This is a genomic window from Sphingosinicella sp. (genome assembly GCF_052387495.1).
Lineage (GTDB): Bacteria > Pseudomonadota > Alphaproteobacteria > Sphingomonadales > Sphingomonadaceae > Allosphingosinicella.
Genome location: NZ_JBQTJC010000098.1, coordinates 1 through 6,985 on the forward strand (window position 1 = coordinate 1; position 6,985 = coordinate 6,985).

The following is a 6,985-nucleotide window of genomic DNA, read 5'->3' on the forward strand; positions in this document are numbered from 1 at the left end:
CATCGCGTTGGCGAGCGAAGGCGGCAGGCCGGCGCGCGCGCGGGTCCACCGCCGCATCACCCCGTCGGCCTGGTCCGGCTCCAGGAGGATGCTCGCCGGGCGGACCTGGCCGGGGCCGATTCGGCGGTAGAGCTCGCGGTGAAACGCCTCCAGCCAGGGTTCGATCTGGGCCGGATTGTGGGCGTTGGTGGCGAAGGCGAGCCAGGTTGGCACGCGCATCCCTTGAAAGGCGCGGATCAGCTCCTCGTCCTCGTCCTGCGGCTGGTCGATCAGGATGTCGATGCCGATCGCGCGCGGCTGCATCCGGTTGAGCGCGGTCAGCGCCCGCGCCAGCATCGCGCGGTCGAGCGGCGAGCGCTTGCGCAGCCCCTCCAGCGTCGCGTCGTTATAGACGACCAATGTGATCCGCTCGCTCGGCTCGGCGACGACGTCAGCACTCGCCTTGAATCGCGTGTCGTAGAGCGCGCGCTCGGCGTCGCCGGCCAGCGGCACCTCCCAGCCGAACCGCGCGACATAGAGGCCGAGAGCGAGCAGGAGCAGCGTGGCGGCGAGCCGGGCGAGGCCGATCTGCCTGAGGTTGCGCCTCAGCTTCGGCTCCCACTCGCTTCTCACCGTCGCTTGCGCCATGCGTCCCCCGGCCAGCGCCAAGCCTAAGCGAACCGCCTAGCTGGCGCCAGCCTTGACCGCCTGCGCCCAGGCGAGCTCGGCGAGCGGCTCGAGTCCTTCGACCATCGCCGCGGCGTGGGCCGAAGCCGCGTTGCCGCGCGCCACCCGGCCCTTGATGCCGTGCAGGATGCCGGCGAGGCGGAACAGGTTGAAGGCCATGTAGAAGTCGAGGTCCGGGATGCCGTCGCGCCCGGTTCGCCGGCAATAGGCGGCGACATAGTCGGCCTCGGAGGGGATGTTCAGCGCGGCGAGGTCGAGGCCCCCCAGCCCGGCGCTCATCCCGTGCGGCATCCGGTACATCATCAGGTGGTAGGAGAAATCGGCGAGCGGGTGGCCAAGGGTCGACAATTCCCAGTCGAGTACCGCGAGTACCCTCGCCTCGCTCGGGTGGAAGATCATGTTGTCGCAGCGATAGTCGCCGTGGATCACGCGCGGCCTGGGCTCGTCCTCGGGGACATTCTCGGGGAGCCACTCAACGAGCCGGTCCATCGCCGCGACCCGGCCGGCCTCGACGTCGCTTTCATATTGCTTTGACCAGCGGCCGATCTGGCGGGCGAAATAATTGCCGGGCTTGCCATAGTCCGAGAGGCCGGCCGCGTCCGGATCGATCGCGTGGAGCGCGGCGAGCGTCGCGTTCATCGCGTCGAAATAGGCCGGCCGCTCGGCGCTCGGGACTTCCGGGAAGGTTGCTTCCCAGAAGATCCGCCCCTCGACCATCTCCATCACATAGAAAGGCGTGCCGATGACGCTGTCGTCGAGGCAGAGACCGTAGGTCCTGGCAACCGGAAAGCCCTGCCCGCCGAGCGCGGTGATCACCCGATATTCGCGGTCCACGGCGTGAGCGCCGGGGAGCAGCTGCCCGGGCGGCTTGCGCCTGAGGACGTAGCTGCGCCCGGGCGTGACCAGCTTGTAGGTCGGGTTGGACTGGCCGCCCTTGAACTGCTCGATGGCGAGCGGGCCGGCATAGCCGTCCACCTCGCGCGCCATCCATTGGTGAAGCCGCTCCGTGTCGAAGCGGTGCGCGCTCCTGACCTCGCCGGTGCCGATATTCTGCGCGCTGCGGTCCATCCCGGCGGCACGCTACCAAGAGGGGGAGGGCGCGGGAACTGTGACATGAAAGCCACAGAATTGCCTTATCGTAAATTTTTTATTCACCATGCGACATGTCCCCGAAACCGCCGTGACTATTGTGAGCGGAGAAGGATTGGGCATCGATCCGACGCTTACCCGCCGGGGCTTTTGGCCAAGCCTGGATGCCCACCCTCTTTCTCCTTGTCGGACCCGACAATCAGAGGGGAATGAGTATGAAGAAGAAGATCGACATCGCGGCCATTCCGGAGCTCGGCACGAGCGTCGGGATGCACGGCTCGATGAAGCAGCAGGAGGTCGCTGGCCCCCTCTGCCTCGGACTGGTCGTCGCCGTCCTCCTCGCGCTGTAAGCGCGTTCGAGTGGCGAAGGGGTGGAAGCGTTCGCGCTTCCGCCCCTTTTTCATTGCCGCTAAGATAAGGGCATGATTCCCAGCCCCGCGCTGGCCGCCTGGCTGGCCGATCCTGATGCGCAGGAACGCTCTTTCGCCGGCGTCATGGCGAGCGCCGACAAATGGGGTCATCATCCGCTGATGACCGATCTTGAACGCGATACCGCCGGCCTGGCCGAAAAGAGCCCGGCCGCGATCCTCGCCGCCGCCGACAGGTTCAGGAACCGGCTCGCCGATTTCGAGGCGTTGCTCGACGATTTGATCGCGGATTGCCGCGCCGACCCGTTTTTCAGGCCGCCGCTTTATCCGTTGGCGAACGATCTGCGCACCGGGCTGCTGCTCTTCCACAATCCACACCTCTCGATCACCCTCAACGTGCTGAGCGTCGATCGGCTCGCCCTGAAGAAACTGAGTCACGCGGGCGGCGGTTCGATCGCGTTCGACGGCCAGCTCACCAAGTTCCGCTATCTGAAGGCGGGCGATGCGACGCTTTCTTTCTGGGAGGCGCCGCCGCTCAGCGACGATTTCGTTGCGGCGGAAGCCGGCCCCGCATGGTTCGTCGAGCGGCTCCGCGTCGCCGACGGCGAGGAAATCCTGCTCGACGGCCGGCGGCAGAGCTTCGTCGTCGAGCATGCGGTGCGCGATCTCGTCTATTTCCAGGCGATCGTGCGCGAGGGCGGCGCGCCCGTCACCGCCGAATATGATCGCGACACGCTTGCCTTCGTCAGCGCGAGCAGCACCGACGAGGCGAGCTCGCGCGTCCAGATGATGGTCTCGCTGCTGCGCACGATGGAGCGGGAGGACGCCTTGCCGCTGATGGAGGAGGCGCTGGCGAGCCCCCAATTCTACACCCGCTGGCACGTCTTGCGCGAGATGCTCGCCCTGGACGCCGAGGCCGCGCTGCCGTCGCTCAAGCGCCTCGCCGAGAGCGATCCGCATCCCGAGGTGCGCGGCGCGGCCCGCCAGACGCTGCGCCTGTTCTTCGAGGACGAGCCATGCCCCGCATAATCGCTGCCGAAACCGACGAGCGCTGGGAACTGGGCGACCTCGTCGAGGCGCTCGAGACGGGCGGCTTCGACAGTCGCGATGAAGATGTTTTCGCCTCCTTCGGCCCGGCCCTCAAAAAGCTCGCTAACAACCGGAATTTTCTCGCAGATCTGATGATCCAGGAGCTGAAGGTCCGCTGCGACGACCAGGTCCGCGACAATCAGTACAGCGCCCAGGTGGTGATGCTCCACTCCTCCTCGAAGCACTACATCATCCGCGCCAATTTCTGGCCGGCGCTGAAGGATAGCGTGATCCGACACAGCGGCCCGGACCCTTTCCTCTACGGGGTCCCGCACGACCACAATTTCGCCTTCCTGACGGTCGGCTATCTCGGGTCCGGCTATTGGAGCGATTATTACGAATATGAGTATGGCGAGGTGGTCGGTTATCCCGGTGAGAAGGTGAATTTGAGGTTCGTCGAAAAGGCCCGGCTCGATCTCGGCAAGGTGATGCTCTATCGCGCGCACCGGGACGTCCACCTTCAACTCCCCGCCGACGACATGTCGGTTTCGCTCAACATTCTGGAAACCTCGCACAATTCGGTTTTTCGCGATCAGTACAGATTCGACGTCGCCACCGGGACGATCGACTCGATCATGACCCGCATGTCGCTCGAGCCGATGCTCGCGCTCACCGCCCATTTCGGCGGCGAGGTCGGCGCGGACCTGCTCGCCCAGTTCGCTGCGAGCCATCCCAGCGACCGCATCCGCTGGTGTGCGCTACGCGCCCAGGCGGCCGCCTTGCCGACGCCCGATGCGCGGATCGCGCTCTACGAGACGGGGACGACGAGCGGCAGCCTCCTCGTCGCCGAGATGGCGAAGCGGGAGATCGGCCGGATCGAGACGGGCCGCGCCTGGATCGAGGGCGGCCCGAACGCTGCGGCCCCGCGCCAATCCGCCGCCTGAAACGCGCCTTCGCCCGTTCTTTGGCGGTCCGCGGCGTTCGTGCTATAAGCCGGAACGTGGGCTACAGATGAGGGAGTCGGCCATGACTACTCGTAAGCTCGTTCTCGCTGCGCTTCTCGCGGCCGTTGCCATCCCCGCTTCCGCGAGCGTCATCGTCATCGGCAACAATAGCGCGCGCCAATGCTTCGAAGCCGCGGACTCCGTGGTCGCGCCCGACGTCGAAGATCTGCGGCGCTGCGACACGGCGATTCGCGACGAGGCGCTGTCCATGCGCGATCGGGTTGCGACCCACGTCAATCGCGGCATCGTCCAGCTTCGCCGCAACCGGATCGACCTGGCGCTCATCGATTTCGACCGCGCGATCGCGATCGATCCGGGCCAGCCCGAATCCTATCTGAACAAGGGCGCGGCGCTGATGCGGCTGCAGGATGCGGCGGCAGCCTTGCCCCTGTTCACCGCCTCGCTCGAGCGCAACACCACCCGGCCCGAGCTCGCCCATTATGGACGGGCGATCGCCCACGAATCGCTGGGCAACGCGCGCGCGGCCTATAACGATTACCGGCGGGCCGCGGAGCTGCGCCCCGGCTGGGAGGAACCGCTCGTCGAATTGCGGCGTTTCCGGGTCGTCGAGCAACCTTAAAGCGCCCCGATCGCCTCAAGCGTCTGGACGCCCTCGATCGGGCGCGTAAATCCGCGCGCCGGCAATGCGAAAGGAGCATGCGTCCATGGCCTTCCGGCTTCCCGAACTTCCCTATCCCAAGGATGCGCTCGGCGACTATATGTCCGCCGAGACGCTCGATTTTCACCACGGCAAGCACCACAAGGCCTATGTCGACAAGGCCAATGGCATGCTCGACGAGAAGGGCCTCGCCGGCGCCTCGCTGACCGCGGCCATTCGCGCCGCGAAAGAGAAGGGCGACAAGGGCCTGTTCAACAACACGGCCCAGATCTGGAACCACAGCTTCTACTGGCAATGCCTCGCACCGCCGCAGGGCCAGCAGCCCACCGGCAAGCTCGCCGCGTTGATCGAGGAGCAGTTCGACGACACGGCCGGCCTGCTCGCCAAGCTCAAGGAAGAAGCGGTCGGTCATTTCTCGAACGGCTGGGCGTGGCTGGTCTTGAACGGCGGCAAGCTCGAAATCACCTCGCTGCACGACGCCGACACGCCGGTCGTCCATGACGGCATGCAACCCTTGCTCACGCTCGATGTCTGGGAGCATGCTTATTATATCGACTATCGCAACGAGCGGCCGCGCTTCGCCGAGAGCGTGCTCGGCAACATCGTCAACTGGGAGTTCGTCGGCTCGAACCTCGACGGCGAAGGCATCTCCCGCGCCGACCAGGAGCTGGCCTAGGTCTTCAGCCGGTAGCCGGTCCGGAACATCCAGAAGACGATGGCGAGGCAGAGGAAGAAGAAGCCCAGGGTCGCGCCGAGGCTGAGCTCCACGCCGACGTCGCCCTGGCCGTAAAAGGCCCAGCGAAAGCCGCTGATCAGATAGACGACGGGGTTGAACAGGGTCGCCGTCCGCCAGGGCTCGCCGAGCATATCGATCGAGTAGAAGGCGCCGCCGAGGAAGGTGAGAGGGGTAACGATCAGCATCGGCACGAACTGGATCTGCTCGAAATTCTGCCCCCAGACGCCGATGATGAAACCGAACAGGCAGAAGGTCACCGAAATCAGCACCAGGAAGGCGATCATCCAGAAAGGATGGAGGATCTGCAGCGGCACGAAAAAGGCCGCGGTGAGCAGGATCACCAGCCCGAGCACGATTGATTTGGTCGCCGCCGCCCCGACATAGCCGATCACCGTCTCGAGCGGCGAGACCGGCGCCGAGAGCAATTCGTAGATCGTGCCGGTGAACTTGGGGAAGAAGATGCCGAAGCTGGCGTTGAAGATGCTCTGCGTGAACAGCGACAGCATGATCAGCCCCGGCACGATGAAGGCGCCGTAGGGCACGCCGCCGATCTCGGTCATGCGCGAGCCGATCGCTGCGCCGAAGACGATGAAATAGAGCGAGGTGGTGATGACGGGCGTCACCAGGCTCTGCCACAGGGTACGCAGCGCCCGCGCCATTTCGAAGCGGTAGATCGCCCACGTGCCGTAGAGGTTGAACGTCACTGCGCTTTCTCCTCGTGGACCAGGCTCACGAAAATGTCCTCGAGCGAGCTCTGCCTGGTATTCAGATCCTTGAAGCCGATGCCGAGGTCGCTCATCCGCCGGAGCAGCGAGGGGACGCCGGTCCGCTCGGCATTGGCGTCGAAGGCGTACAGCAATTCGTGGCCCTCCGCATGGAGGGTCAGGTTCCAGTCCGAAAGTTCGGGCGGGACCGTCTCCATCACCTCGCTCAGGTGCACGGTCAGCTCCTTGCGGCCGAGCTTCTTCATCAGCGCGTTCGTCTCCTCGACCACGATCAGCTCGCCCTTGCTGATCACGCCGACGCGGTCGGCCATTTCCTCGGCCTCCTCGATATAATGGGTAGTGAGGATGATCGTGACGCCCCGCTCGCGAAGGCCCCGGACGAGATTCCACATATCCCGCCTGAGTTCGACGTCGACACCGGCGGTGGGTTCGTCGAGGAAGAGGATTTCGGGCTCGTGGCTCAGCGCCTTGGCGATCATCACCCGGCGCTTCATCCCGCCGGAAAGCTCCATGATCTTGGCCTTGCGCTTGTCCCAGAGCGACAGGTCTTTCAGGATCTTCTCGACATAGGCCCGGTCGGGCGCGCAGCCGAACAGGCCGCGGCTGAAATTGACCGTCGCCCAGACCGTCTCGAAGGCGTCGGTGTGAAGCTCCTGCGGCACCAGGCCGATCCGCCGCCGGGTCTGGCGATAGTCGCTTCGGTGGTCGAAGCCGTCGACCGTCACTGTCCCCGCGCTCGGCGTGACGAT

At 65.4% G+C, this 6,985-nt stretch carries 9 protein-coding genes; 5 read left to right on the forward strand and 4 right to left on the reverse strand.

What is annotated here, in order from left to right; translation table 11 throughout:
- Together ACT4N8_RS05490 and ACT4N8_RS05495 are read right to left on the reverse strand one after the other, a co-directional pair.
- Nucleotides 1–612: CHASE2 domain-containing protein (locus tag ACT4N8_RS05490; RefSeq protein ID WP_444857127.1), on the reverse strand; the 612-nt coding region annotated here is incomplete at its 3' end.
- A 51-nt stretch (nt 613–663) separates the two neighbouring features.
- Nucleotides 664–1,734, reverse strand: coding sequence for a phosphotransferase family protein (locus tag ACT4N8_RS05495; protein WP_444857128.1), 1,071 nt, complete (start codon nt 1,732–1,734; stop codon nt 664–666).
- Between the two features lie 236 nt (nt 1,735–1,970).
- On the opposite strand from ACT4N8_RS05495, the gene ACT4N8_RS05500 reads away from it, so the two are divergent.
- From ACT4N8_RS05500 to ACT4N8_RS05520, 5 genes are all read left to right on the forward strand, one after another.
- Nucleotides 1,971–2,105 carry a hypothetical protein gene (locus ACT4N8_RS05500; RefSeq protein ID WP_444857129.1) on the forward strand — a complete coding sequence of 45 codons (135 nt, stop codon included), beginning with the start codon at nt 1,971–1,973 and terminating at the stop codon, nt 2,103–2,105.
- A gap of 72 nt (nt 2,106–2,177) precedes the next feature.
- Nucleotides 2,178–3,152, forward strand: coding sequence for a HEAT repeat domain-containing protein (locus tag ACT4N8_RS05505; protein ID WP_444857130.1), 975 nt, complete (start codon nt 2,178–2,180; stop codon nt 3,150–3,152).
- The gene (locus tag ACT4N8_RS05510; protein WP_444857131.1) at nt 3,140–4,096 is read left to right on the forward strand and encodes a transposase; all 957 of its coding nucleotides are present in this window, start codon (nt 3,140–3,142) and stop codon (nt 4,094–4,096) included. The genes ACT4N8_RS05505 and ACT4N8_RS05510 overlap by 13 nt, the downstream gene beginning before the upstream one ends.
- 82 nt (nt 4,097–4,178) lie before the next feature.
- A complete protein-coding gene (locus ACT4N8_RS05515; protein WP_444857132.1) occupies nt 4,179–4,736 on the forward strand; it encodes a tetratricopeptide repeat protein in 558 nt (185 codons plus the stop codon).
- An 85-nt stretch (nt 4,737–4,821) separates the two neighbouring features.
- A complete protein-coding gene (locus ACT4N8_RS05520; RefSeq protein ID WP_444857133.1) occupies nt 4,822–5,451 on the forward strand; it encodes a superoxide dismutase in 630 nt (209 codons plus the stop codon).
- On the opposite strand, the gene ACT4N8_RS05525 is transcribed toward ACT4N8_RS05520, so the two are convergent.
- Both ACT4N8_RS05525 and ACT4N8_RS05530 read right to left on the reverse strand, forming a co-directional pair.
- Nucleotides 5,448–6,215 carry an ABC transporter permease gene (locus ACT4N8_RS05525; RefSeq protein WP_444857134.1) on the reverse strand — a complete coding sequence of 256 codons (768 nt, stop codon included), beginning with the start codon at nt 6,213–6,215 and terminating at the stop codon, nt 5,448–5,450. The genes ACT4N8_RS05520 and ACT4N8_RS05525 overlap by 4 nt on opposite strands.
- Nucleotides 6,212–6,985: ABC transporter ATP-binding protein (locus tag ACT4N8_RS05530; protein WP_444857135.1), on the reverse strand; the 774-nt coding region annotated here is incomplete at its 5' end. The genes ACT4N8_RS05525 and ACT4N8_RS05530, both read right to left, overlap by 4 nt.

Coding starts and splice junctions, on each gene's coding strand:
- ACT4N8_RS05495 (WP_444857128.1), bottom strand. CDS start 1,734: ATGGACCGCAGCGCGCAGAATATCGGCACCGGCGAGGTCAGGAGCGCG.
- ACT4N8_RS05500 (WP_444857129.1), top strand. CDS start 1,971: ATGAAGAAGAAGATCGACATCGCGGCCATTCCGGAGCTCGGCACGAGC.
- ACT4N8_RS05505 (WP_444857130.1), top strand. CDS start 2,178: ATGATTCCCAGCCCCGCGCTGGCCGCCTGGCTGGCCGATCCTGATGCG.
- ACT4N8_RS05510 (WP_444857131.1), top strand. CDS start 3,140: ATGCCCCGCATAATCGCTGCCGAAACCGACGAGCGCTGGGAACTGGGC.
- ACT4N8_RS05515 (WP_444857132.1), top strand. CDS start 4,179: ATGACTACTCGTAAGCTCGTTCTCGCTGCGCTTCTCGCGGCCGTTGCC.
- ACT4N8_RS05520 (WP_444857133.1), top strand. CDS start 4,822: ATGGCCTTCCGGCTTCCCGAACTTCCCTATCCCAAGGATGCGCTCGGC.